The sequence below is a fragment of the Phycicoccus jejuensis genome (assembly GCF_044797865.1).
GTDB lineage: Bacteria > Actinomycetota > Actinomycetes > Actinomycetales > Dermatophilaceae > Phycicoccus > Phycicoccus jejuensis.
Genome location: NZ_CP085209.1, coordinates 1,696,763 through 1,720,313, shown reverse-complemented (window position 1 = coordinate 1,720,313; position 23,551 = coordinate 1,696,763). Strand labels below are relative to the sequence as shown.

21 protein-coding genes are annotated in these 23,551 nt (G+C 74.8%); 9 read left to right on the top strand and 12 right to left on the bottom strand.

Features of this window, described 5'->3' with window-relative positions:
- Positions 1–118 precede the first annotated feature (118 nt).
- The 4 genes from LG324_RS08075 to LG324_RS08060 are packed head-to-tail and all read left to right on the top strand — an operon-like array spanning position 119 to position 3,304.
- The gene (locus LG324_RS08075) at positions 119–847 is read left to right on the top strand and encodes a glycosyltransferase family 2 protein (RefSeq protein WP_404352879.1); all 729 of its coding nucleotides are present in this window, start codon (positions 119–121) and stop codon (positions 845–847) included.
- Positions 844–1,260, top strand: coding sequence for a DUF2304 domain-containing protein (locus LG324_RS08070; protein ID WP_404352877.1), 417 nt, complete (start codon positions 844–846; stop codon positions 1,258–1,260). The genes LG324_RS08075 and LG324_RS08070 overlap by 4 nt, the downstream gene beginning before the upstream one ends.
- The gene (locus LG324_RS08065; RefSeq protein WP_404352876.1) at positions 1,257–2,297 is read left to right on the top strand and encodes a glycosyltransferase family 2 protein; all 1,041 of its coding nucleotides are present in this window, start codon (positions 1,257–1,259) and stop codon (positions 2,295–2,297) included. Before LG324_RS08070 ends, LG324_RS08065 begins: the two co-directional genes overlap by 4 nt.
- Positions 2,294–3,304, top strand: a complete 1,011-nt coding sequence (locus tag LG324_RS08060; protein ID WP_404352874.1) for a glycosyltransferase — start codon at positions 2,294–2,296, stop codon at positions 3,302–3,304. Before LG324_RS08065 ends, LG324_RS08060 begins: the two co-directional genes overlap by 4 nt.
- Here the strand turns inward: LG324_RS08060 and LG324_RS08055 are convergent.
- Together LG324_RS08055 and LG324_RS08050 are read right to left on the bottom strand one after the other, a co-directional pair.
- The gene (locus LG324_RS08055; RefSeq protein ID WP_404352873.1) at positions 3,301–4,518 is read right to left on the bottom strand and encodes a hypothetical protein; all 1,218 of its coding nucleotides are present in this window, start codon (positions 4,516–4,518) and stop codon (positions 3,301–3,303) included. The two genes, LG324_RS08060 and LG324_RS08055, sit on opposite strands and share 4 nt — an antisense overlap.
- The gene (locus LG324_RS08050) at positions 4,515–5,279 is read right to left on the bottom strand and encodes a class I SAM-dependent methyltransferase (protein ID WP_404352872.1); all 765 of its coding nucleotides are present in this window, start codon (positions 5,277–5,279) and stop codon (positions 4,515–4,517) included. Before LG324_RS08050 ends, LG324_RS08055 begins: the two co-directional genes overlap by 4 nt.
- Before the next feature lie 313 nt (positions 5,280–5,592).
- Here LG324_RS08050 and LG324_RS08045 point away from each other — a divergent pair, with 313 nt between their 5' ends.
- Together LG324_RS08045 and LG324_RS08040 are read left to right on the top strand one after the other, a co-directional pair.
- Complete coding sequence (locus tag LG324_RS08045; protein WP_404352871.1) at positions 5,593–6,834, top strand: hypothetical protein; 1,242 nt, start codon at positions 5,593–5,595, stop codon at positions 6,832–6,834.
- Positions 6,831–8,270 carry a hypothetical protein gene (locus LG324_RS08040; protein ID WP_404352870.1) on the top strand — a complete coding sequence of 480 codons (1,440 nt, stop codon included), beginning with the start codon at positions 6,831–6,833 and terminating at the stop codon, positions 8,268–8,270. Before LG324_RS08045 ends, LG324_RS08040 begins: the two co-directional genes overlap by 4 nt.
- Before the next feature lie 81 nt (positions 8,271–8,351).
- On the opposite strand, the gene ahcY is transcribed toward LG324_RS08040, so the two are convergent.
- The gene (gene ahcY, locus LG324_RS08035) at positions 8,352–9,803 is read right to left on the bottom strand and encodes an adenosylhomocysteinase (RefSeq protein WP_404352869.1); all 1,452 of its coding nucleotides are present in this window, start codon (positions 9,801–9,803) and stop codon (positions 8,352–8,354) included.
- Positions 9,804–10,155: 352 nt separating this feature from the next.
- Positions 10,156–11,208, bottom strand: a complete 1,053-nt coding sequence (locus LG324_RS08030) for a cation diffusion facilitator family transporter (protein WP_404352868.1) — start codon at positions 11,206–11,208, stop codon at positions 10,156–10,158.
- A 40-nt stretch (positions 11,209–11,248) separates the two neighbouring features.
- Here LG324_RS08030 and LG324_RS08025 point away from each other — a divergent pair, with 40 nt between their 5' ends.
- Positions 11,249–11,785, top strand: a complete 537-nt coding sequence (locus LG324_RS08025; protein WP_030527616.1) for a YbaK/EbsC family protein — start codon at positions 11,249–11,251, stop codon at positions 11,783–11,785.
- On the opposite strand, the gene LG324_RS08020 is transcribed toward LG324_RS08025, so the two are convergent.
- The 3 genes from LG324_RS08020 to LG324_RS08010 all read right to left on the bottom strand — a co-directional run bounded on the left by LG324_RS08020 (position 11,766) and on the right by LG324_RS08010 (position 15,041).
- Positions 11,766–13,535 (bottom strand): hypothetical protein, encoded by a 1,770-nt coding sequence (locus tag LG324_RS08020; protein WP_404352867.1) that lies wholly within the window; start codon positions 13,533–13,535, stop codon positions 11,766–11,768. The genes LG324_RS08025 and LG324_RS08020 overlap by 20 nt on opposite strands.
- Positions 13,536–13,657: 122 nt before the next feature.
- Positions 13,658–14,821, bottom strand: coding sequence for an SIS domain-containing protein (locus tag LG324_RS08015; RefSeq protein ID WP_030527618.1), 1,164 nt, complete (start codon positions 14,819–14,821; stop codon positions 13,658–13,660).
- A gap of 13 nt (positions 14,822–14,834) precedes the next feature.
- The gene (locus tag LG324_RS08010) at positions 14,835–15,041 is read right to left on the bottom strand and encodes a Trm112 family protein (RefSeq protein WP_030527619.1); all 207 of its coding nucleotides are present in this window, start codon (positions 15,039–15,041) and stop codon (positions 14,835–14,837) included.
- Between the two features lie 192 nt (positions 15,042–15,233).
- Between LG324_RS08010 and LG324_RS08005 the strand changes: the two genes are divergently transcribed.
- Positions 15,234–18,251, top strand: coding sequence for a BTAD domain-containing putative transcriptional regulator (locus LG324_RS08005; protein WP_404352866.1), 3,018 nt, complete (start codon positions 15,234–15,236; stop codon positions 18,249–18,251).
- Between the two features lie 23 nt (positions 18,252–18,274).
- Here the strand turns inward: LG324_RS08005 and LG324_RS08000 are convergent, their stop codons facing one another.
- From LG324_RS08000 to LG324_RS07980, 5 genes are all read right to left on the bottom strand, one after another.
- On the bottom strand, positions 18,275–19,708 hold the full coding sequence (locus tag LG324_RS08000; RefSeq protein WP_404352864.1) for a phosphomannomutase/phosphoglucomutase: 1,434 nt from the start codon (positions 19,706–19,708) through the stop codon (positions 18,275–18,277).
- Between the two features lie 49 nt (positions 19,709–19,757).
- Positions 19,758–21,395 (bottom strand): pilus assembly protein TadG-related protein, encoded by a 1,638-nt coding sequence (locus tag LG324_RS07995; protein ID WP_404352863.1) that lies wholly within the window; start codon positions 21,393–21,395, stop codon positions 19,758–19,760.
- The gene (locus tag LG324_RS07990) at positions 21,395–21,946 is read right to left on the bottom strand and encodes a TadE/TadG family type IV pilus assembly protein (RefSeq protein ID WP_051750352.1); all 552 of its coding nucleotides are present in this window, start codon (positions 21,944–21,946) and stop codon (positions 21,395–21,397) included. The genes LG324_RS07995 and LG324_RS07990 overlap by 1 nt, the downstream gene beginning before the upstream one ends.
- Entirely contained in the window at positions 21,946–22,545 is a 600-nt protein-coding gene (locus LG324_RS07985) for a TadE/TadG family type IV pilus assembly protein (protein WP_404352861.1), read from the bottom strand. Before LG324_RS07985 ends, LG324_RS07990 begins: the two co-directional genes overlap by 1 nt.
- A gap of 155 nt (positions 22,546–22,700) precedes the next feature.
- Positions 22,701–23,072 carry a DUF3499 domain-containing protein gene (locus tag LG324_RS07980; protein WP_404352860.1) on the bottom strand — a complete coding sequence of 124 codons (372 nt, stop codon included), beginning with the start codon at positions 23,070–23,072 and terminating at the stop codon, positions 22,701–22,703.
- 59 nt (positions 23,073–23,131) lie between these two features.
- Between LG324_RS07980 and LG324_RS07975 the strand changes: the two genes are divergently transcribed.
- Positions 23,132–23,548, top strand: coding sequence for a metallopeptidase family protein (locus tag LG324_RS07975; RefSeq protein ID WP_404352859.1), 417 nt, complete (start codon positions 23,132–23,134; stop codon positions 23,546–23,548).
- Positions 23,549–23,551 lie beyond the last annotated feature (3 nt).

Sequence of the window (23,551 nt, the reverse complement as noted above, 5' to 3'; positions counted from 1 at the left end):
CGGACATCCGGCTCGGGCCCGGGCCCGCGTCCTGTACGACGTGCGCAGGCCCGCACTAGCGTCGAGGAGCGCCCCGGCCCGCGGGGCCCCGAGCAGCGGTGGAGGTGCTGTGACCGGCATGCTGCGCACCCTCGTGGTCGTCCCCGCGCTCGACGAGGAGCACACCGTCGCGGCCGTCGTCGCCGGCGTGCGTCGCGACCTCCCGGGCGCTGACGTGCTCGTCGTCGACGACCACTCCTCCGACGCCACGGGCGCCCGCGCCGCCGCCGCCGGGGCCGTCGTGGCGCGGCTCCCGTTCCGGCTCGGGGTCGGCGGCGCGGTCCGCACCGGCTTCACCTACGCCGTCCGCGAGGGCTACGACGTCGTCGTCCAGGTCGACGGCGACGGCCAGCACGACACCCGGCACCTGCCCGAGCTCGTCGCCGCCCTGGAGGCGGGAGCCGACGTGGTCGTCGGCGCGCGCTTCGCCGGAGCCGACCCCTACGGCGTCTCGCGGACCCGCCGGGCCGTCATGGCGATCCTCGCGCGGCTCGTGTCCGCGATCGTCGGGTCGCACCTGACCGACGTCACCTCCGGCTACCGCGCCGCCGGCCCGCGCGCGGTCCGCGTCTTCGCCGAGCACTACCCGGCCGAGTACCTCGGCGACACCCTCGAGACCCTCGTCATCGCGCGGCGCTGCCGCCTCGTCGTGCGCCAGGTTCCGGTGCGGATGACGGCACGCGAGCACGGCCGCCCCAGTCAGGGCGTCGTCGGGTCCGTCGTCTACCTCTCGCGCGCCGTGGCCGCCATCGGGCTCGGGATGGTGCGCCGCTGGTCCGTGCCGGTCCCGGTGGAGGGCGCCCCGTGAGGCCCGACGGCTACTGGCTCGGCCTCGTCGGGGGCGTCATCGTCCTCCTCCTCAGCCTCGAGCTCGTCCGCCGGCGCCAGGTGCGTGGGCGGCTCGCCCTCGCCTGGGTGGTCCTCGGCGCGGCCGCGGTCGTCCTCGCCCTCTTCCCCGACCTGCTCGGTGACCTCTCGGCGGCGGTCAACGTCCAGGTGCCGCTCAACCTCGTGCTCTTCTCCGGCGTCCTGTTCCTCCTCGTCGTCTCGATGCAGCTGGCCAGCGAGGTCGGTCGCCTCGAGTCGCGCACCCGCCGGCTCGCCGAGGAGGTCGCCCTGCTTCGCGCCCACCTGCCCGCCGCGGGTGGGTCGCCCGCCGTGGACCCGTCGGCCCCGGACACCGCCGGCGCCGCCCGACCGACGACCCCCCGGGCGTCGTGAGGACCTCCGTCGTCGTCGTCGGCCACGGGCCCGAGGCGGGCCTCGAGGCGTGCCTCGCGTCGGTCACGGCGCAGATGGGACCGGGCGACGAGGCCGTGCTCGTCGACAACGGGCTGACCCGCAGCGTCGACGTGCCCGGCGTGCGCCGGCTCGACGCCGGGGGCAACACCGGCTTCGCGGGCGGCGCGGTGACCGGGGTGGCGGCGACGAGCGGCGACGTCCTCGTGTTCGTCAACAGCGACGCCACGATCCTGCCGGGGTCGCTCGACGCCCTGCGGTCCGCGCTCGGGGACGAGTCGGTCGGGATGGCTTGCGGCAGAGTCGTCTTCGAGGACCGCCCCGACACCGTCAACGCCGCCGGGAATCCTGTGCACGTCACCGGCCTCTGCTGGGCCGGGGGCCTCGGCGAGCCCACGACGCAGCACACCGAGCAGCGCGACGTCGCCTCCGTCACGGGTGCCTTCTTCGCGATGCGCCGGGCAACGTGGGACCGCCTCGGGGGCCTCGACGCCGACTTCTTCATGTACTACGAGGACACCGACCTCAGCCTGCGCTGCCACCTCGCCGGGCTGCGCGTCGTCGTCGTCCCGGAGGCCGGCGCAACCCACGCGTACACCTTCAACCACAACCCGAGGACGATGTACCTGCTCCAGCGCAACCGCCTGACGAGCGTCCTCACGACCTACCCCGCTCCGCTCCTGCGGTGGGCGCTCCCGCTCCTGCTCGCGAGCGAGGTCGCCCTCGTGGCCGTCGCCGCCCGCGACCGGTGGCTGCGCGAGCACCTCAGCGCGCTCGCCTGGCTCGCGCGCCACCCCCGCCACCTGGTCCGCCGCCGGCGGCGGGTGCAGTCGCTCGTCACCCACCCGGACGCGCTCCACGACGTCCTGACGACGACCCTCTCCGCGGCACAGGTGCGCCCCGCCCCGGGGCAGGCGCTCCTCGACCGGCTCGTGGCCGGCTACTGGCGGCGCGCGGTCGTGGGCTCGCGGGCCGCATCGCCCCGGGCGGCACGCCCGCTCGGCGAGAGCGTCCGATGACGTCGTTCGCCGGCCGTCCGGGCGCCGTCGTCCTCGCGGCGTACCGCCCCGACCCCGACCTGTTCACGGTGCAGCTGCGCTCGATCCGCGACCAGACGCTCGGCTCCTTCCGCTGCCTGGTCGGCGCGGACGGCGGCCGGGACGAGGTCCGGCGGCTCGTCGTGGCCGCCGTCGGTGACGACCCGCGCTTCGAGGTCGTGGGGTGGGACGACAACGTCGGGCTCTACCTCAACGTCGAACGTCTGCTGGGCTCGCTCCCCGCCGACGCCGCGTGGGTCGCCCTCGCCGACCAGGACGACCGCTGGTACCCCGACAAGCTCGAGCGCCTCGTCCCCCACCTCGACGAGGTGGCGCTGGTCTCGGGACAGGCGCGGGTCGTCGGCTGGCCCAGTGGAACGGTGCTCGCGACCTCGACCTCGCGCCACGCGGTGGTGTTCGAGGACCTGCTGCTCGAGAACCAGGTGACGGGCGCCTTCACCGTGTTCCGCCGGGAGCTTCTGGACATCGCACTCCCGTTTCCTCGCCTGCACACCGTGACACAGATGCACGATCATTGGCTCGCCCTGTCCGCGGCGGCCTCGGGCGGTTGGCTCGTCGAGCACACGGTCGTCCAGGACTACGTCCAGCACGGAGGCAACCTCGTCGGGGAGGTGGCACTGCACCGGCGATGGACCCCACGACGTGCCCTGGCGCGCTTGCGGACGCTGGCCGACACCTACGAGGGTGGCCACTCGCCGGCGCAGTCCCTGCGGGCGGCCCACACCCTCGCCTTCGGGTGGCGACGCCTCACGGTCGAGACCCTGACCACCCGCGTCGACGAGCCGGACGACGCCCTCCTCCGCGCCGCCTGGGTGCTGAGCCTCCGGTCGCGGAGGCGCGATGCGCTCCTCCTGCTCTGGCGCGGGCTGCGCTCGTCGTCGGTCTCGCCCTGGGTGATGGCGACGATGGTGCCGGGGCTGCCCACCGAGCTCCGCCTCCGAGCGGGAGCGGCACCTCAGGCGCGTTAGCGGCTCGTCGTCCGCCTGACGGCGCGAAGCTGTACGAGAAGGACGGCGAGCTCGACGACGAGGGTCACCGCGAGGATCGACCGAAGGCCGCCCAGCGCCGCTGCGACACCCCCACCGAGGGCGATCGCGACCGCACCGAGCGACGTCGAGACGGCCAGGACGCGTCCGAGCCCGAGCGGGACCATCACGGCCAGGGCATTCACCTGCGTGAGCACGAGGACGGCAACGAGCACGGAGAAGAGAACCCGGTCGACTCCGGGAACAGCGGTGTCGCCGGAGGACAGTGCGGACACCACCGGCCCGGACAGCGCACCGAAAGCCACAGACACGAGGCCCGCGACGACGGCGGTCGTCGCCAGTGCCCTTCGTGCGCGGCGCCCCATCGCCTCGGCACCTCCACCCGGGACCCAGGACTGGGTCACCTGCACCAGGGGGGCGGCCCCTGCGACGACGTACCTCACGAGCCGGTCGAGCAGGAGGAACGTGGGCACCGCGGGAGCCCCGGAGGCCGCCATGAGAAGGGCAGGACCTTGGCCGTTGACCCCTGCCGCCGCCCCAGTGGCCAGCAGTGCGCGGTGCCCGACGAGGAACGACGCGACCGTCGACTGCGGCGGAGCAGGAGCCGGCCGATGGTCGGCGCGAACCGCACGGAGGCTGAGGACCACAGCCACGCTCGCCCCAGCGGCATAGACGAGCGCGTAGGCGACCGACGACGGGTACACCCACGTGAGCGCGACACCGGCCACCGCCGCCGCGTTGAACGGCAGGACGTCCGCCTTCAGCCATCGGGCGGGCTCACCGCGTCCGATGAAGTACCAGGATGCGGCGAGCGACGAGGCGAGGGTCGCCGCGGCCGTCGTGGCGGACACGGCGAGCGGCCCCGGGGAGATGGCGGAGAGGACGAGGAGAAGGACGGCGAAGGTCGCCCCGGCGCAGACCACGCGCGCCCGCAGCGTTCCCAGCAGCGCGCCGGGCCGCTCCGCGGGCTCGCTCGTCGCCACGAGTGAGCCACCGAAGGTCACCAAGCCACCTGAGGCGAGGGTCGCCCCGAGGAAGCCCGCGATCTGACCGACGGAGACCGTGGCCCACCCCACGGGTCCCAAAGTCGCCAGCAACCCGACGGTCTGCACCACTCCCCCGACCAGCTGGACCGCGAGGACGGCCCCGAAGCCGGCCAGGGGACTCGCGGCGGCGCGCCTGATGCGGCCCGTCAAGCCGAGGACCCTCGGGGCCGCCGAAGCCGTCGCGCCGCAGCCCCCACGAGGAGGAGCAGCCGCCAGTAGCGGGTCGCGACGGCCTGGAAGCGTGCCTCGTCACGAATTCCGAAGGCCATCGCGCGCAAGGGCAGACGGACGGCCCGGTCGACTGGTGACATCAGGTCGGCAGCGGCCGACACCGACGCCTCGTCGGGCAACGTCCCCGACGGAGCCTCGCCCCGGCCTCGGCGGACACCGCAGAGGTAAAGATCCGCGGCACGTGGTGCGTGGACGAGCAGGTGCTGGTCGAACCACTCGACCAGCGGCAGCGACTTCACGTCGTCGATCGACACGTTGCGGTAGTAGTCCAGACCGAGGCTCTGCGTGCCGGGCGACTCGGTTGCAGTCGTCCGTCGTGTCCCGTGCTCGACGCGACCACGCGAGGCGCAGGTGACGATGACGAGACCGCCGGGCCTGGTGAGACGGACCATTGCCCGGAGCGTCTCGCGCCAGTCCGGGTCGTGCTCGAAACACTCGCCGGAGACGGTGACGTCGAAGGACGCGTCCGGTGCCTCGACGTCCTTCCCGGCGGCCACGATGTCGACACCGGGCCCCTCGACGAGGTCGACACCCACGTAACGGCGGGCTGCGGCGAACACCGAACGCACGCTGCCGTTCACGTCGTAGGAGCCCACTTCCAGCACGGAGCCGCCATCGACGAGGTCCCGGTTCGCCTCGACACACGCAGCGATGAAGGCCAGCTGCTCCGGATGGCTCACGACGCTCCTCGATCCAGCCTGGTCCGGCGGAGCGGAAGGCTCACCGGTAAGGACGGCGCCATCGTAGGGCGCAGCGCGTCGCGTGACCGGGAGGTCCGACGCCGGCCAGTGGGCCCCGCGGCTGGGGCCCAGCACGCCGGGTCTGCCCGCTGCACTCGATCGGCCTGCGGCGCAACACTCCCGCAACTACCATCAAGCACGTGCTGCTTGGCTACGTCGCCCCGTCGTGGCGTGCGTCCCGCGGCGTCGGTGGAGCCCTCGGCGCCGCGGCCGCCGTTGCCGCGTCGCCGGCGCCGGTCCGGCGCCGACCCCGATGACCGCCGTCGCCCTCCGGCCGGCCCGTCCCGCCGTCGCCACCCGGCTCGACGCGGTGGTCGCCGTCGCGGTGTTCCTCGTCGCGCGGGCCGTCTCGGCGGTCTTCCTCGTGGTCAGCGCACCCGACCAGATCGCCCTCACCGACTCACCCACGTACCACGTCGAGGGCACCTCCCCCGCGGCGCCGGGGTACTGGCAGGTCATCACCAACTGGGACGGCCAGTGGTACGAGACCATCGCCCGCCACGGGTACCCGGACGACCCGTCGGTCCTCGGCCCACCCGCCGAGCGCAACCCCTACGCCTTCTCGCCCCTCTACCCGTTCCTCTGCCGCGCGGTCATGGCCGTCACCGGGGCCGGGTTCGGCGTCGCCGGGGGCCTCGTGAGCCTCGTGGCCGGAGCCGTCGGCTGCGCGCTGCTGGCGCGCTGGCTCGTGGTCACCCGGGGCCGGATGACGGCCCACCTCGCCGTCGCCGGGCTCGTGTGCTTCCCCACGGCGGTCCTCTTCCAGGCGACCTACACGGAGTCGCTCGCCCTCGCCGTCCTCGTCCCGACCCTGCGCGCGATCCACGAGGAACGCTGGCGCCCCGCGGCCGGGCTGCTCGTCGTGCTCGCCGTCACCCGCCCGATCCTCGCGCCGCTCGCGCTGCTCCTCGGCCTCGCGCTGCTGCTCGCGCTGCGACACCGTGACGACCCGGCCGCCCGGGTCCGGGTGCGGCCGCTGGCCCTCCTCACGGTCCTCGCGGGGGTCTGCACGCTGGCTTGGCCGGTCGCCGTGGCCGTCATGACGGGCGTGCCGACGGCCTACTTCGACACCATGCGCGCCTGGGTGCGTGCGGGTGGGCTCGGCGGCGGATGGGTGGGCGGCCTGGCCCAGCTCGTCGGTCCCGTGCTCGTCGCCCTCCTCGTCGCGACCGCGCTGGCGTTCGCCGTCGTCCGGCTGCGCCGCCCGGACCGGTTCCGGTCACCGGACGGGCTCGGCACCTGGGGGACGAGCTACCTCGGCTACGTCCTGATGACGACCACGGTCAACCCCAGCCTGGCCCGCTACGCCCTCCTGACGCTCGTCCCGGTCGAGCCCCTGCGTCGGGCGCTCACGGGGCCGCTCGACCGGGCCGTCCGCAGCCAGAGCCGCGTCCTCCTCGGCGCCGGCCTGCTGCTCGGCGTCGAGCTCGCCGTGCAGCTGTGGTGGGTCCGGACGCTGTTCGTGGTGACCAGCCCCGTGGCGCTGCCCCCGTGACCGCCACCACGACCTCCCGGACGGTCAGCCCGACGGCGCGCCGCGAGTGGTCGACGCCCGCGTGGACCCGCGTCGCGCCCGTGGCGCTGCTCCTCGTCGTCGTGGCCGTGCGCACCCTCCGGCCGATCGAGGACCCCGACACCTGGTGGCACCTGCGCGCCGGACAGGAGCTCGCGCAGCGGTTCGAGCTCGTCGGGCCCGACCCCTGGAGCCCCTTCACCACCCACGTGTGGATCCGTCACCAGTGGCTCGGCGAGCTCCTCCTCGCGGGCGTCCACGCGGTCGGCGGCGTCGGCGCCGTGGCGTGGCTGGTCACCGTGTTCGCCCTCCTCACCGTCCTCGCCTGCTACGCGGTGGCGCGCCGGCAGGCGTCCGTGCTCGTCTCCACCGCGGTCGCCCTCGCCGCCTTCGTCGGGGCCTCGATGACGGTGACGGCCCGCCCGCAGTCGCTCTCCCTCCCGCTCGCCGTCGTCGCCGCGCACGGCTGGACCGCCACCGCCCGCGACGGCCGCGTGCGCTGGTGGCTCGTGCCGCTCACCTGGGTCTGGGCGTGCTGCCACGGCTTCTGGTTCGTCTCCCCCGTCCTCGGCGGGGTCGTCCTCGTCGGGCTGCTCCTCGAGCGGGCGCCGCGCGCCCTCCTCGTGCGGACCGCGGCGGCGGCGGTGGCGTGCCTCGTGGTGGCCGCGCTGACGCCGGTGGGCCCGCGCCTGCTCGCCGCCCCCTTCGAGGTCGGCCGCATCACCGCGCTCATCGAGGAGTGGCAGCCCCCCACGCGCGACCTGCCGGCCTTCGTCGTCACCGTCGGGATGGCGCTCCTGCTCGTCGCCCTGCGCTCACGCGGGCCGCTGCCCTCGTGGCCGGAGATCGGCGTGCTCGGGCTCGCCTCCTACCTCGTCGTCAGCCACGGGCGGACGGTGTCGCTCGCGGCGGTGCTGCTCGTGCCCCTCCTCGCTCCGGCGCTCGAGCGACTCGTCCCCTTCGCGCGGGAGCGTGTCGCCCGCCCGGAGGTGCTGGCCCTCGCGGTGGCCGCGGTCCTCGCGGCGGGCGCCTCGGCGATCTCGGTCACCGGCGCCGTGACCCGCCCCGCGGGCTTCCCGACGGCCCTCGCGTCCCCCCTCAGCGCGCTGCCCCGCGGCAGCGTCGTGTGCAACGACTACGACGCGGGCGGATGGCTCTGGTGGGCGCACCCGGCGCTCGTCCCGGTGGTCGACGGCCGGACCGAGCTGTACGACGCCCGTGACATCGAGGACTACGCCCGGTTCGCGGCGGGCGGTTCGGGCACCACGGCCCTCGCGGAGCGCCGCGGGTGCGCGGTGGCCCTCGTCCGCACGGCGTCTCCCGCGGAGCGGACCCTCGTGGCCTCCGGGTGGGGGGCGTCGGCGCAGGCCGACGGGTGGGTCCTCCTGCGCCGTCCGGCGGCGTCCGCCGTCCCCTGACGGGCCGTGCAGACGCCGAGGGCCGCCCGGACGGTGTCCGGACGGCCCTCGTGGGTGTCGGTCGGGGGACGACCGACGACCTCAGTAGCGGTAGTGCTCCGGCTTGTACGGGCCGGCGACGTCGACGCCGAGGTACTCGGCCTGCTCCTTGGTCAGCTCGGTGAGCTCGACCCCGAGCGCCTCGAGGTGCAGCTCGGCGACCTTCTCGTCGAGGTGCTTCGGGAGGGTCTTGACCTCCGGCTTGCCCTCCTCGTCGAAGTACTCGTCGGTCTTGCCGAACAGCTCGATCTGCGCGATCGTCTGGTTCGAGAACGAGTTCGACATGACGAAGCTCGGGTGACCCGTCGCGTTGCCGAGGTTCATGAGGCGACCCTCGGACAGGACGATGATCGAGTCGCCGTCGTCGAACGTCCACTCGTGGACCTGCGGCTTGATCTCCTGCTTCTGCACGCCCGGGACCTTCGCGAGACCGGCCATGTCGATCTCGTTGTCGAAGTGGCCGATGTTGGCGAGGATCGCCTTGTTCTTCATCTGCTGCATGTGCTCGGCGGTGACGACGTTGAAGCAGCCGGTCGAGGTGACGACGATGTCGGCCTGGTCGACGACGTTCTCGAGCTTGGCGACCTGGTAGCCGTCCATCGCGGCCTGGAGCGCGCAGATCGGGTCGATCTCGGTGACGATGACGCGCGCGCCCTGGCCACGGAGGGACTCGGCGCAGCCCTTGCCCACGTCGCCGTAGCCGGCGACGACGGCGACCTTGCCGCCGATGAGGACGTCGGTGGCGCGGTTGAGGCCGTCGATGAGCGAGTGGCGGCAGCCGTACTTGTTGTCGAACTTGCTCTTGGTGACCGAGTCGTTGACGTTGATCGCCGGGAAGAGCAGCTCGCCGGCCTCGGCCAGCTGGTAGAGGCGGTGGACACCGGTCGTGGTCTCCTCGGTGACGCCCTTGATCTCGGCGGCGACCTTCGTCCACTTCTGCGGGTCCTGGCCCATCGTGCGGCGCACGAGCGCCTTGAAGACGCCGAACTCCTCGGTGTCCTCCTCGGTCGTGGGGGGCACCTGGCCGGCGGTCTCCCACTCCTTGCCCTTGTGGACGAGCATCGTGGCGTCGCCACCGTCGTCGAGGATCATGTTGGCGCCCTGGCCGCCCGGCCAGGTGAGGATCTGCTCGGTGCAGTCCCAGTACTCCTCGAGGGTCTCGCCCTTCCAGGCGAAGACCGGGACGCCCTGGGGGTCCTCGGGGGTGCCGTGCGGGCCGACGACGATGGCCGCGGCGGCCTCGTCCTGCGTCGAGTAGATGTTGCAGGAGGCCCAGCGGACCTCGGCACCGAGCGCGGTGAGCGTCTCGATGAGCACCGCGGTCTGCACGGTCATGTGCAGCGAGCCGGCGATGCGGGCGCCCTTGAGCGGCTGGCTGTCGCCGAACTCCGCGCGCAGGGACATCAGGCCGGGCATCTCGTGCTCGGCGAGGCGGATCTGGTGGCGACCGGACTCGGCGAGCGAGAGGTCGCGGACCTTGTGGTCAACGGGCATGCGTGAGCTCCTCAGGAGGTCGTTGCGATTCGGTTGACCGGCATCGCCCATCTGGGCCGCGCGTTGCGAGGGTCATCACCCGGGCCGGTGCAGCGCCTCTCAGGATACCGCAGCGGGCGTGCGCCCTCCCAGCCGTCGCCCCGGCCTTCGACGCCGGCGACCTCGGGGTTGGCCGGCGCGGGGAGCCCGCACGTGCGGGGTTATCGCTGTCAGAACCGGTCCTTGACCCCGACAAGCCCGCACGTGCGGGGTTATCGCTGTCAGAACCGGTCCTTGACCCCGACAAGCCCGCACGTGCGGGGTCATCGCGGTGAGAACGGCCGGCGGGCGCGGGCGGGGCGGGCTCGAGGCCTCAGCCGCGCGAGGCGTCCTCGACGGCGCTCTCCCGCGGGTCGGCCGAGACCTCGCCGGGGCCGTCGACGCTCGGGCTGCCGGGGGCGGTGTCGACGTCCGGCTCGAGGTAGATGACCAGGCGCACCTCGGGGACGCTGTCGCGGGCCGCCTGCTCGGCCTCGTTGATGGCGGCGATGACCTCGGCCGCGCTGTCGGTCTCGCCGACGGCGAGCTTCGCGGCGACGAGGACCTGGTCCGGGCCGAGGTGCAGGGTGCGGCTGTTGATGACGCGGTCGACGGCCTCGGGCGACTCGAGCGCGGCGAGGATGCGCTCGCGGGCCCGGGGCGAGGCGGCCTCGCCGACGAGGAGCGAGCCCATCTCGACCGCGAGCACGGCGGCGAAGACGACGAGCAGCACGCCGATCGCCCCCGACCCGATGCCGTCCCAGACCGGGTTGGCCGTCACGAGCGTCAGCCCGACGCCGGCCATCGCGAACCCGAGGCCGATGAGCGCGCCGAAGTCCTCGAGGAGCACGACGGGCAGCTCGGGCGACTTCGTCGTGCGGATGAACCGGACCCAGCCGCGGCCCCGGCGGACCTTGTTCGACTCGCGGATCGCGGTGCGGAAGCTCAGGCCCTCCATGACCATCGCCGCCACCAGCACGGCCAGCGGGACCCACCACCACCGGGACTCGAACGGGTCGTAGTCCTCCTCGCCGAGCGACTCGCGGATCTTCTCGTAGGCCTCGTAGAGGGCGAAGAGCCCACCGAGGACGAAGAGCATGATCGCGACGAGGAACGAGTAGACGTAGCGCTGCTGCCCGAAGCCGAAGGGGTGCTCCTGGTCCGGCGCCCGCCCGGCGCGCTTGCTCCCGACGAGCAGCAGCACCTGGTTGCCGGTGTCGGCGACCGAGTGGATGGACTCCGCGAGCATCGACGAGAAGCCGGTCAGGAGGAAGGCGACGAACTTCGTGACGGCCACCCCGAGGTTGGCGAGCAGCGCCGCGACGACCGCCGCCGAGCTCTCGGCCTCCGACCCCCCGGATGACCCGCCGCTCTTCGTCTCGCTCATGGGGCGATCCTAGGGAGGCCCGGGCCCGTACCGTCGTCGCATGCCCAGCGCACGTGGAACCCTCGACTGGATGCCCGCCGCCGAGCACCCGGAGCTGCTCGCCCCACCGGTCGCCGCGGCGGTCGGCGAGGTCGACGGCGCGCTCGTCGCGGCCATCGACGCCGACCTCGCGGACACCGCCGCGTTCTGCGACGCCTACGACGTCGCGCTCGGGGCGAGCGCCAACTGCGTCGTCGTCGCCGGCCGCCGCGGGGGCGAGACCCGGTACGCCGCCGTCATGGTGCTCGCCACGGACCGCGCCGACGTCAACGGCGTCGTCCGCCGCCACCTCGACGCCCGCAAGATCTCCTTCGCCCCGCACGACGAGGCGGTGGGCCTCACGGGGATGGAGTTCGGCGGGATCACGCCGGTCGGCCTGCCCGAGGGGTGGCCGGTGCTCGTCGACGACGCCGTCGTCGAGGCCGGTGAGGTCGTCATCGGCAGCGGGACCCGCGGCGGCAAGCTGCTCGTCACCGGCGTCGACCTGCTCGCGCTGCCCGGGGCCGAGCGGCTCGCGCTCACCCGCCGCCCGGACTGACCCCGCCGCAGGCGCCGTCCGCGGCGGGGTCCGGCACGAGGACGCGCACGGTGAGGGCGGTGACGACCGGCTCCCCGTGGCTCGGGTGGAAGCGGTGGACCTCCCGGTAGCCCCGGGCGGGATCGAGGCCCACCGCCGACGCCGCCGGGACGACGCCCAGCGGGTTGTCCGGGTCGGCGACGAGGACGACGGCGGAGCACAGGTCCCGCCGGTCCTCCTGCCCGAGGGTGAGGGCCGCCCCCCGGTCGGCGCCCCGGAAGGTCCCGAAGAAGGACGCGCGCCCCAGCGGACGGGTCCCGAGGAGCAGCTGGTAGCCGGCGCCGAACCCGGTGAGGTCGACCGACGGACGCCCGGCCAGGTGCTCGCGCTGCCGCGCACCGGTCAGCCCGCGCACCAGCGCGGTCGTGTCCCGGTCCAGGCCGAGGGTACCGCCCAGCACCGGTGTCGTGGACCTCGCCCCGAGCACCCCACGGCCCTCGACGGCGTCACCCAACCAGAGCACCTGCGTGAGGACCGTCGTCGTCACCAGCGTGAGCGCGACCGGCACCGCGAGCCGGTCGGTGCGGGGCCACCGCGCCCGCACGAGGGCGAGCCCCGTCGTCACGGCGAGGGCCCAGCAGGCGGCCGCCTGGGTCATCGTCGCCGAGAACCCGGTGTTCGTGCCCACGGCGACGGTCCAGGGCAGCACGACGAGCACGCCGGTCAGGACCACGGGTGGGCGGGGGGCGCGGGACGCAGCGAGGGCGAGGAGGCCCAGGGCACCGAGCCCCCACGGCAGGAGCAGCTGCGCGGACTGGGCGCCGTAGCCCTGCGCCGACAGGAGCCACGCGCCGAGCACGGCCACGCCCACCGGGACGACGACGCCGACGACCGTCGCCAGGCCCGTCGGCCACCGCGGCACCGCGCTGGAGCGCACGTCGTGGAGGGCGAGCAGCAGGGGCAGGAGGACGAGCGGGCCGAGGACGAGGAGCACCCGCGCGGGCACCGGGGCGACGCCGAGCATCGCGAGCCACGACGAGTGCGTCGCTGCCGCCTCGTCGACCGCCAGCCCGCCCGCGAGGTGCCGGACGAGACCGGCCGGCGAGAGGCCGGCCACGACGAGGACGGCGGCGCCGGCCCCCACCGCACCGACGAGGGCGCAGGCCACCGTCGGCAGGACCTGGCGACGGCCGGCGCACAGGGCGGCGAGGAGCAGGAGCGCGAGGGCGGCCGCGGTGGTCGGCTTCCCCGTGAAGGCGAGGACGCCCGCCGCACCGGCGAGCGCTCCCCACGCCGGGCGGCGCGTCGTCCAGACCCGGGCGAGGGCGACGACGAGCCAGAGGGCACCGAGCAGCGCGACCACGCGGTAGCCGGGGACGCGGCCCACCCCGACGTAGGCCGTGGCGGTGGAGGCCGCGACGACCACCGTCGTGAGGAGCGACCGGCGTCGCGTCACCTCGACCCCCTCGGCGCGCAGCAGCGCCGACACCGACAGGGCGGCCGCGGCCGCGGTCACGAGGAGCGCGCCGAAGCCCACCGCCTCGAGGAGGGCGACGTCCCGTCCGACGAGCACCCACACCGGGTGCAGCAGGTACTGGACGGTGACGACCTCGCGGTCGAGCGCGACCCCGGGGTGCTCGGCGAGGACGAGGGTCCAGGCGCCGTCCCAGAAGTCGAGGCCGCGTCGGAACGAGGCCAGCTCGAGGACGACGGAGGCCGCCGCGAGCGCGACGACGACGGCCGTCGCGGCACGGTCGGTCGAGCGGGCCATGACGCGCTCCCTCCCCACCGTGCCGGACGGCCGCCACCCTAGGGGCGCCCGTCAGGCCGGCGAGGTGCCGCCGGGGCGGGCCCGGCCGAACGGACGAGTCGGTCCCGGCCCGGGAGGTGCGCTCAGGAGGTGCGGTCGCGCAGGTCCGTGACGTGCCGCGACACCGACGGGTCGAACCCGAGCCCGAGGGCGAGGTAGGTGGCCGCGAAGTCGGTGAGGGCGACGAGCGACGCCAGCCGCTCGAGCGGGTGGCCGGCGCGGGCCTCCTGCTGGAGGACGACCGCACCCGCGTCCTCGGCGGAGGCCACGACGGCGTCGGCGAGGCCGGCCGCGGCCGGGTCGAGGGTGGGGTCGCGCAGGACGAGCAGGCCGAGGCGGGGCATCGCGGGCCCGTCGAGGTAGGGGTCGGCGAAGATGTCGCGCCCGCCGCCCGCTCCCCCGCCGTCGCGGGCCCCGAGGCCCGCCGCGAAGGGCCCGTCCAGCGCGGCGACGGCGGCGCTCGCGGCGTCCGGCAGGCGGCCGTGCGTCGCCGGGACGCGGGCGGTGCGCGAGAGCATCTGCGCGGCCCGGCAGGCGGCGACCCCCGTGAGGGCGCCGTCGCCGAGGACGACCGGCACCGTGCCGTCGAGCGAGGTGGCGAGCACCTTGGCCGGGTTGACGAAGGCGTCGGACGACGGCCGGCACTCCTCGGCCACCTCGTCGAGGACCCGGGCGACCCGCTGCAGCGCGTCGTCCGGGGCGTCGGCGAGCCCGAGGCGGTCGGCGGCGACGAGGACGGGGACGAGCAGCGACCAGAGCGCCGTGCGCGAGGACGGCGCCGGCAGGGCGACCTCGACGTGGACGCCGCGGGCCCGGGCGGTGACGTCGGCCAGCGGCGAGTCGGCCGCCCCGACGGTGAGCAGCGACGCCCCGCGGCGGCCGGCCTCGGCCGCGAGGGCGAGCGGGCCGGCGGCGCGCCCGGACTGCGAGACGGCGACGACGAGGTCGAGGGGGCCGACCCAGCCGGGCAGCGGCCCGTCGGCGCGCAGCATCACCGGGACGGGTGAGCCGGGGTCGGTCAGGCAGTCGAGGACGTCGCCGACGACGGCCGAGCCGCCGAGGGCGGCGACGAGCACGGAGCGCGGGCGCTCACCACCGGCGACGCGCGCGATGCCCGCCTCCTCGGCGGACACGAGGGAGCGCCGGACCTGGGCCCCGGCCTGCGCGAGCGAGCGCAGCGTGTCGCGGGAGTCGAGCGCCGCGAGGGCCTCGACGTCGTCGAGCCGTGCCTCGTCGACCCACCCCATCGCGGCGTCCGTCTCAGGCCGGGTGCCGGGCCTCGTCGACGAGGAGCACCGGCACTCCCTCGTCGATGCGGTAGGCGAGGCCGCAGGCGCCGTTCGTGCAGACGAGCTCGGGACCGGAGGGACCGGTGTCGTCGCGCAGCTCGCTCCGGCACGCCGGGCAGCGCAGGATCTCGCGCAGCCAGGGCTCGAGGTGGGCGCTGGTGCCGGCCGGCTCGCTCATGGGGTCCTCTCCGGGGTGTCTGGACGTCGTCGCCGATCCTCCCACACCGGTCCACCACCCGGCCCGGCCGCGCGGTGCGCCCGGGGACGACCGTGGCCGTCCCACGGCGTGTCCGGTGTTGTGACCTGCGGGGACGGTCTCTAGGGTCGGGAGGAGACGACGCCGCAGGGACGACGCGTGGGAGGAGGCGTTGTGTACCTGGAGGTCCTCGGACGGCTGCGCCTCACGGGCCCCTCGGGCCCGCTGCGCCTCACCGAGCTCGAGAGCGGTCTCCTCGCCCTCGCCGCCCTGCGCGACCAGGTCGGCGTCGACTCCCTCGGCACCTGGCTCTGGGACGGTGAGCCGCCCGCGTCGGCCCGCAACCGGGTGCAGGCCCTCGTGTCGGGCATCCGCCGCAAGGCCGAGGGCACACAGGTCCTCGTGACCGACGGTCGCGGCTACCGGCTGGCCGACCGCGTCGAGCGCGACGTGGCCGTGTGGGCCGACCGTCTGGCGGCGGCCCGGCGGGCGCGGGCCACCGACCCCGTGACGGCCCTCGAGCTCTACGACCGGGCGCTGGCGACCTTCGTGCACGAGCCCCTCCTCGGGCCCCCCGCCACCGCGGCCGTCGAGGTCGAGCGCAACCGGCTCGTCCAGGAGCGGCTCTCGGTGCTCGAGGAGCGCCACGAGACCGCCCTGCGCGCGGGGGTGCACCAGGGCCTCGTCGCGGAGCTCGACGCGCTCTCCGCGCGCCACCCCTTCCACGAGGGGTTCACCGCGCTGCTCGTCCAGGCGCTCGCGGCCACCGGCCAGCAGCGCCGCGCCCTGCAGGTCTTCCACGCGGCCCGCGAGCGGCTCGACCGCGAGCTCGGGGTGCGGCCCTCCGACGCCCTGGCCGGCGCGCTCCAGGCCGTGCTCACCGGCTCGCGCCGCCCGGCGTCCCGGCCGGGGTCGCTCCCCGCCGACGACGCGCCCGCGCTCCCCGCGGCGCTGCCGGTCCCCCGCACGCTCCCGCGGCGGCCCGACGTCGTCGTGGGCCGCGCAGCCGAGGTCGACCGGGTGCTGCGTGCCGCCGCCGGCCTCGAGCACGCCGCCGTCGTCGTGTCCGTCACCGGGCTGCCGGGCACCGGGAAGTCGACCCTGGCCCTCGAGGCCGGCCACGCGCTGCGCGACCGCTTCCCCGGCGGGACGCTCCACCACGACGGCGGCAACCTCCCGGGCGGCACCCCCGTCGAGACCCTCGTGACCACGTTCCTGCCCCTCCTCGGGGTCCACCCCGAGGGCGTCCCGGCGTCGACGCGGGCCCGGGTGGGGCTGCTGCGCTCGCTGCTCGACGCCCGGCGCGTCCTGCTCGTGCTCGACAACGTCGACGGGGACGAGGACGTGGCGCGCCTGGCGGACCTGCTGCCCGCGGGCGCCGGCTCGATGGCCCTCATCACCTCGCGCCGTCCGCTCCCGGGGCTCGCGGCCGGGCACCACGTCCGCCTCGGCAGCCTCGACCCCGCGTCCTCCCGCCGCCTGCTCGAGGAGCTCGTCGGCACCCTGCGCACCGACGAGGCGCCCGAGGCCACCGACGAGGTGGTCCGGCTGACCGGGGGCCTGCCCCTCGCGCTCCGGCTCGCCGCCGGCCGGCTGGCGCAGCGCCCCGACCTCGGCTTCGACGACCTCGCCGCCCGGCTGCGCGGCAGCACCTCCTCGGGCCACGACCTCGCGGTGGTCCACGAGAGCCTCGAGGGGCTCGTCTCCGGTCTGCTCCCGCCGTCGCGGTCCGCGCTCGAGGCGCTGGCGCACCTGCCGGTCGACGCCTTCAGCGGCTGGGTCGTCGGCGGGGTGCTCGGCGACCCGACCGCGGGCGAGGCGGCCCTCGACGCGCTGCTGGAGGCCGGCCTCGTCGAGCCCGTCGTCCGCGAGGGGCACGACACGCAGTACCGCCTGCACGACCTCGTCCGCGCGCACGTGCGCCACACGACCCGGGGCGACCGCCCCGGGGGCGCCGGGCCGAGCCCGTCCGAGGTCGAGCTGCTGGGCTCGGCGGCGGTGGCCCGCGCGGACGCCTTCCTCGTCGACCGGCCCTACCGCCTGGTCCCGGTCCCGCAGCTCCCCGCTGCGGTCGCGCCTCCCGCCCCCTCCCCCGTGGTCCGCCGACGCTCGCGCCGCTTCTTCCGCACCGAGACACCGCTGTTCGTCGCGCTCTCGCGACGCCTCACGCCGGTCCGGCCGGACCTCGCGTGGCGCCTCCTCGTCCAGACCGCCCTGGGGACGGATGCCTCCAGCGACCTCCACGCGTGGTTCGAGGCCGACCGCGAGGTCCGGGGCGCCCTGGTCGGGGCCGACGACGACAGCCGTCTCGGGGTCGCCCACCTGCTGCTGTGCCGCGCCTGGCTCCTCCAGGACCGGCGCTCGGCGTCAGCGCAGGCGCGGGAGCTCGCGGAGGCCGCCCGCCGGCGTCTCCACCTGCTCGGGGCGCACGACGCCGCCGCTGCCGCCTCGCTCGTCGCCGCGCTGGCCTCGGTGTCGCTGGGGCACCGGGCCTACGCGGAACGGGCGGTCCACGCCGCGGAGACGTCGATCGGTCGCGGTGGTGACGCGACGCTCGCGGGCTGGGCGGCCGTCGTCCGCGGGACCCTGCACAACGACTACGACGAGCTCGGCCCCGCTGCCCGGGAGTTCACCCGGGCCCGCCGGCTCCTCGAGGACTCGCCCCGCACCGTCGCCTACGCGCTCGCGACGCTCGAGCTCTCGCGGGTGCACCGCCGCACCGGGGAGCTCGGCCCCGCCGTGCTGCTCATCGACGAGGCGCTCGACCTGCTCGCGAGCATCGAGGCCGTCCACATGTACTCGTACGCCCTCGACGCCCGCGCCGAGGTGGCGCTCGCGAGCAGCCGTCCGCAGGAGGCCCTCGACGACGCGCAGACGGCGCTCGACCGGGCGCTGACCTCGCACGACGCCTTCCTCGCGGCCCGGTCGCGCCGGACCCTGGCCCGCGCGCGGCTCGCTCTCGGCGACCTCGCCGGCGCGGAGTCCGACCTGCGCACCGTCATCGAGGAGTTCACGGCGCTCGAGAGACCGCTCAGCGTGGCCTTCGCCTACCAGGTCCTCGCCGACGTGCTCGACGCCACCGGCGACCGGGTCGGGGCCGGCGAGGCGCTCCGGCTCGAGGAGCAGGCCGTCCGACGGGCCACGCAGGCGCGGGTCGTGGCGCCGCGCCGGAGCAGCCCCGGCCCCGCCTGAGCCCGTCGCGCCGGCCTCGACCGTCAGCCGGCGCGGACGACCGCGAGCACGGCGTCGCGCACCCGCGCCATCGTCGGGACGTCGGCGGCCTCGACGTTGAGGCGCAGCAGCGGCTCGGTGTTCGAGGCCCGCAGGTTGAGCCACCACATCGGGTCGCCGTCACCACCCCGGTGGGTCAGCGTCAGCCCGTCGAGCCGGTCGACCTCCACGCCCTCGGCCTCGGCCCACGCGAGCACCCGCTCCGTGGCCGCGGCCGCGTCGTCGACGGTCGAGTTGACCTCCCCCGAGGCGGAGTAGCGCGACAGGTCGGCCATGAGCACGCTGAGCGGCTGGTCCTGCTCCCCGAGGGCCGCGAGCGTGTGCAGCGCGGCGAGCATCCCGGTGTCGGCGAACCAGAAGTCGCGGAAGTAGTAGTGGGCGCTGTGCTCGCCGCCGAAGACCGCACCGTGCCGCGCCATCTCGGCCTTGATGAACGAGTGGCCGACGCGGGTGCGGACGGCCCGGGCCCCGGTGGCCGCGATGACCTCGGGCACCTGCGCCGAGGTGATGACGTTGTGCACGACCGCGACGTCGGCCGCGTCGGCCCCCTCGGCGACGGCGCGGGCCACCTCGCGGCGGGCGATGAGGGCGGTGATCGCGCTGGGGCTCACCGGCTCCCCGCGCTCGTCGACGACGAAGCAGCGGTCGGCGTCACCGTCGAACGCGAGCCCGAGGTCGGCGCCGTGCGCGACGACGGCGGCCTGGAGGTCGCGCAGGTTCTCGGGCTCGAGGGGGTTCGCCTCGTGGTTCGGGAAGGTGCCGTCGAGCTCGAAGTACAGCGGCTCGACCTCGACCGGCAGCGCCGGCAGGCCTGCCTGCGTGCCCAGCACGGCGGGCACGGTGAACCCGCCCATCCCGTTGCCCGCGTCGACGACGACGCGCAACGGCCGGATGCCGGAGAGGTCGACGAGCCCCCGCAGGAAGCCGGCGTAGTCGGCGAGGACGTCGCGCTCGGTGAGCGTCCCCTGCGGCCCGTCGGGGTCCGCGACCTCGCCGGCGAGGATGCGCTCGGCCAGCACGCGGACGTCGGCGAGGCCGGAGTCCTGCCCGACGGGCCGGGCACCGCTGCGGCACAGCTTGATCCCGTTGTACTGCGCCGGGTTGTGGCTCGCGGTGAACATCGCGCCCGGCCGGTCGAGCGCCCCGCTCGCGTAGTAGAGGCCGTCGGTGCTGCACAGACCGATGAGGACGACGTCCCGCCCGCGGCTGCGCACCCCCTCGGCGAAGGCCGTGACGAGCGCCGGCCCGCTGTCGCGCATGTCGTGGCCCACGACGCACGCCGGCGCGTCGTCCGCGGCGAGGACGACCTCGGCGAAGGCGCCCCCGAGGGCGCGCGCGACCTCCGGGTCGAGCTGGTCGGGGACGGTTCCGCGCACGTCGTAGGCCTTGACGAGGTCGCTGAGGGATCGCGTGGTCACGGCGCCCGAGCCTACGTGAGCACGCCCCGCGGGAAGGCCGCGGGCGAGGTCACTCCACCAGGCGGATGGGGTCGCCGTCGAGCGTGGCGCTCCACGACGTCGTGTCGGCGGGCTGCGAGCCCGCGCCGTAGTTGAACTCCAGGCGCACCCAGCACCCGCTCGGCGAGGAGTCGGTGCACGAGTACGTCGACGGGATCGGGACGGTGATGGTCTGCCAGCGGCCGTTGTAGATGCTGCTCACCGCGATGGTGCAGTCGACGAGGTTGCCGTTGGTGATGCCCTTGCCCTTGCAGCCGCTGAAGGACCCACCGGTCTCGCTCGGCGGCACCACCTTGACGGTGCTGCCGGCCACCGCGCCGTCGCCGATGTCGAAGAGGTTGACGTTGAAGAACTGGCCGCTCGAGTTGCTCGGCACGCGGGCGAGGAAGAACTTGGAGGTGGTGCTCGGGATGTTGGCGTAGAGGACCATCTGCGAGTAGCCCGCGACGGCGATCTTGTCCTTGTCGCCACCGCTCGTGCCGTAGGCCCGCAGCGAGAACCGGTTGTGGCCGCTCTGGGTGTCGCTGCCGAGCCCGTTCGTGTGGACCTGGATGGAGTAGGTCCCCGGCTGGACCGTGCCCGGGATGGTGCACAGCGTGACCCAGCGACGGAAGGTCTCGGCGATCTCCGGGTTGGCGAGGTTCTGCGCCGAGTTCTTCTTGAGGGCGAGGGAGAGGTCCTCGTTGTAGCCGCCGAAGGTGCGGGGCTTGCAGCTCGCGGTGTTGAGGGTCGGCCACGCCGTCGGCTCCCAGGGGTTGCCGGCCGGCCCCTTGATGACGAACTCGGTCTTGGGCTTGGCCCCGGTGGTGAACGGCTGGTCGCCGGTGCACCACGGGGACGTGTTGCCCTTCGCGTACCGCTGCGCGGGGTTGCTGACGTAGGTGTCGGCTGCGGCCAGCGCCGCGGCCTGCGGTAGCTTCGCCGTCGAGAGGTCACAGAGGTCGCCCACGGCGACGAAGGCCGGGTCGAACGCCTCGATCGTCAGGTTCTTCACGGACTGGCGGACGGTGACGGTGAAGACGTGCCCGTTCGGCTCGTAGTCGGCGTTGTCGCCATTGGTGCACCCGTCCGACGTCGAGCTGGTGCAGTAGTCGTTCTGGAAGGCGTCGCCGCTCTGCTTGTTGGCCGGGATGCTGCCGACGTTGGCCCAGAAGGCCCCCGTGTTGTCGCAGTTGGAGCTCCCGGTCGAGCCGACCTCGGGGTCGTCCCCGAAGTGGTTGCAGGGGCTGCCGAGCGGCACCGGGCCGGCGAACTCCGCCGTCGCGTGGCGCGAGACCTTCGTCGCCCCCAGCCCGAGGAACCCGCCGAAGAAGTTGGTGACGGTCGAGTCGACGTCGACGCGCAGGCGCGTCGAGCCACCGGCCAGCGACGGGGAGACCACGGCCCGGTTGACCCCGTTGGTGAACCCGTTCGTGGCGGCGTACCGCTGCGCCTCCGCGTAGGCGCCGAACCGGTCGTCGGGGAGCTTCGTGACGCCGGCGAGCGCGGCGGCGTCGGCGGCCCGCTGGGCGCGCTGGCCCTCGAGGTACCAGTGGCCGACGTCGACCGCGAAGGCCGAGAACCCGAGCAGGACGATGAGCAGCAGCCCCGAGACGACGGCAACGTAGCCGCGCTCGTCGCGCTGACGTCGGCGCAGCGGGCGGGACATCACTCGCACCCCTGCGTCTGGGGCATGGGCTCGAAGCGCAGCACGGCTGACTCCTCGATGGTGATGGAGCTGAAGACGAACTTCGTGAACGCGTTGTGCCGCGTCTTGAGGTACACCCCGATGCGGTCGGGTGGGTTGTAGGAGCACGCCTTCTGGTTGATGGCCGCCCAGTTGGAGTAGGTCGGTGCGAAGCGGGTGCCGTTCCAGCGGAACTTGACGCAGGTCGTGCACCCGCCGGCGAAGCTGCTCGTGCCGGCCGGATACTGGTTGGCCGTGTTCGCCTTGTAGACCCAGAGCTCCTGCACCTGGCCGCGGTTGAAGGCCGTGCCCTCGGCCGCGACGCTGTCGGCGGCGTCCTGGGCGTAGGTGCTGATCCGCGGCTCGGCCGACGCGGTGCGCACACCGGCCCGCACGGCGTCCGCGACGGAGAGGTAGTCCTTGAAGAACATCCCGAACTCGATGATGCCGACGACGAGGAGGATGAACATCGGCGTGACGAGCGCCGCCTCGACCGCCACCGCACCGCGCTCGCCGCGCGGCCGTCGGCGCATCACGGCCCCGTCCCGATGCACGGCTGCGTCGAGGGGATCTGCTCCAGGCGCATGACGACGTCCTCGGTGATGAGCGCGTTGTTGGCGAACATCACCGACGCCTTGTGCCGGTAGACGACCCGCACCCCGACGCTGTCGACGGCGGCGAGCGTGCCCGAGCAGGCGTTGCGGGTGAGCCAGGTCCCGGTGCCGGCGCTCGGCGTGCCGGGACCGGTGAGGGTGAACTTCACGCAGTTGACGGCGCACACCGCCGGCGTCGCGAGGACCGAGGTCGTGCCGACGTTGGCCTTGTAGACCCAGATCTCCGTGACGTCCTGCCAGCGCAGGTCGGTGAGCGCCGAGGCGGCCTGCGTGGCCGCGGAGCGCGTGAACGTCGCGTTGAGGGGGTCGGCGGAGGCCATCCGGGCCCCGGCCCGCGCGCCCGTCGAGACCGAGTAGGCGTCCTTGAAGTACATCGACAGGTCGATGACGCCGGCGAGGATGGCGAAGAGGAAGAGGAAGACGATGGCGGCCTCGAGGGCGACCGCACCGCGCTCGTCCCGGGCGTCGGGGCCCGGTCCGGGGCAGCCTCGAGCGAGGCGGAGGCGCGGGCGTGCCACAGAGGGCCCCTTTCCCTGCGAGCGGTGTGGGCGCTGCCGACGCTAGGCGCGCTCGGCCGCGACCGGAACGGCTCCGAGGACGGGAGGGGCCGAACGGCCGAGGAGGTCGGACCGGCCGGGTGAGGACGCGGCGCGCGCCGGCGTCCCCGAGCGTCTCAGGCCTCGGCGCTGCCCCGCAGTATCCGCAGGTGGCCGCGCCGCGCGACCTCACCGGTGACGGGCGCCTCGGGGGTCACCGGGGCGGCCGCGGGCCGCGGACGACCGGCCTCGCGGACCGCGTCGGCCAGGGCGAGAAGGTCGTCCGACGACGGCTCGGGGTCGGGGTACTCCGTGGCCAGGCGCAGGACCTCCCAGCCCCGGGGGGCGGTGAGGCGGGTCGCGTGCTCGGCGCACAGGTCGTAGGTGTGCGGCTCGGCGTAGGTGGCGAGCGGGCCGAGGACGGCGGCGCGGTCGGAGTAGGCGTAGGTGAGCGTCGCGACCGCCGGCTGGCGGCAGCCGGTCTTCGTGCACTTTCGCGACAGGTTCACACCGAGACTCTAACCGTGCCTGCCACCCGCCCGCGGAGGCACGCCGTAGCATCGACCGGGTGAGCCCACGCCGCCGCGACCGCCACGGGCGGGGCCCCCGGGGCCCCCTCGCCTGGCCGACCGTCCCCGTGATGGCCAGCCGCCGCGAGCGCTTCGACGACCTCGTCCTCGACGCCGCGGACCGCCTGCGCCCCCACCTGGGGAACCGCTACGCGGGAACGGAGTTCGCGGTGCAGGAGGTCCCCCCGACCGACCCCGCGCCGTGGGACGAGCAGGTGGCGCCGCTCGGCCGTCTTATGCGGGCCACGGCCGCGCGCACCGACCGCGTCGTCGTCTACCGCCGCCCCGTCGAGGCCCGGGCCCACGACGACCTCGACCTCGCCGACATCGTGCGCGAGGTCGTCACCGAGCAGGTGGCGGCGCTCCTCGGTGTGCCGGCGCACGAGCTCGACCCGGAGGTCGACCCCGACGCCTGACCG

What these genes read in the sequence shown, in the direction of transcription:
- LG324_RS08075 (WP_404352879.1), top strand. Translation starts at nt 119, where the DNA reads ATGCTGCGCACCCTCGTGGTCGTCCCCGCGCTCGACGAGGAGCACACC.
- LG324_RS08060 (WP_404352874.1), top strand. Translation starts at nt 2,294, where the DNA reads ATGACGTCGTTCGCCGGCCGTCCGGGCGCCGTCGTCCTCGCGGCGTAC.
- LG324_RS08045 (WP_404352871.1), top strand. Translation starts at nt 5,593, where the DNA reads ATGACCGCCGTCGCCCTCCGGCCGGCCCGTCCCGCCGTCGCCACCCGG.
- ahcY (WP_404352869.1), bottom strand. Translation starts at nt 9,803, where the DNA reads ATGCCCGTTGACCACAAGGTCCGCGACCTCTCGCTCGCCGAGTCCGGT.
- LG324_RS08030 (WP_404352868.1), bottom strand. Translation starts at nt 11,208, where the DNA reads ATGAGCGAGACGAAGAGCGGCGGGTCATCCGGGGGGTCGGAGGCCGAG.
- LG324_RS08025 (WP_030527616.1), top strand. Translation starts at nt 11,249, where the DNA reads ATGCCCAGCGCACGTGGAACCCTCGACTGGATGCCCGCCGCCGAGCAC.
- LG324_RS08020 (WP_404352867.1), bottom strand. Translation starts at nt 13,535, where the DNA reads ATGGCCCGCTCGACCGACCGTGCCGCGACGGCCGTCGTCGTCGCGCTC.
- LG324_RS08015 (WP_030527618.1), bottom strand. Translation starts at nt 14,821, where the DNA reads ATGGGGTGGGTCGACGAGGCACGGCTCGACGACGTCGAGGCCCTCGCG.
- LG324_RS08010 (WP_030527619.1), bottom strand. Translation starts at nt 15,041, where the DNA reads ATGAGCGAGCCGGCCGGCACCAGCGCCCACCTCGAGCCCTGGCTGCGC.
- LG324_RS07995 (WP_404352863.1), bottom strand. Translation starts at nt 21,395, where the DNA reads ATGTCCCGCCCGCTGCGCCGACGTCAGCGCGACGAGCGCGGCTACGTT.
- LG324_RS07990 (WP_051750352.1), bottom strand. Translation starts at nt 21,946, where the DNA reads ATGCGCCGACGGCCGCGCGGCGAGCGCGGTGCGGTGGCGGTCGAGGCG.